At 52.3% G+C, this 367-nt stretch carries 1 protein-coding gene; it reads left to right on the top strand.

What is annotated here, in order from left to right; translation table 11 throughout:
• A partial coding sequence (locus AC1RPU_RS08010; protein ID WP_481769642.1) for a hypothetical protein occupies positions 1 to 367 on the top strand: 367 nt, incomplete at both ends.

Here is a 367-nt window from a genome sequence, read left to right as displayed (position 1 = left end):
AGAACGCGAGTTGCTGATGGAGGCTCGGGTTTTCATCGAGGCAGGCACCCAAATCAGGGATCGAGTGTGCCGTACCCCAATCAATCCATGGTTCATGGACCTCGACTTCACGATTCAGTATTTGGCTGAGCAGCATTGCACAGTGAAGCATCGAATGGCTGCCAAGCGGTTGTTGGCGCATACCCACTTCTCGGCGCACTATTTCCTGACCCACAAATGTGGGTATCGCACATTTATCCGCGAGACGGATGAGAATGGCGTTGGCTGGATTCGGCCCGGCAACGTGACGGAACAGCAGTTTCAAGATTGGTGCGCATTGGTCTACATTGCGACAATCGACCGAATTCTAGACGAAGGAGAAAAGAAT

The sequence above is a fragment of the Dellaglioa sp. CoH-55-MRSF-7 genome (genome assembly GCF_056782235.1).
The sequence above is the reverse complement of the archived record's forward strand: the minus strand, read 5'-3'. Positions and strand labels throughout refer to the sequence as shown.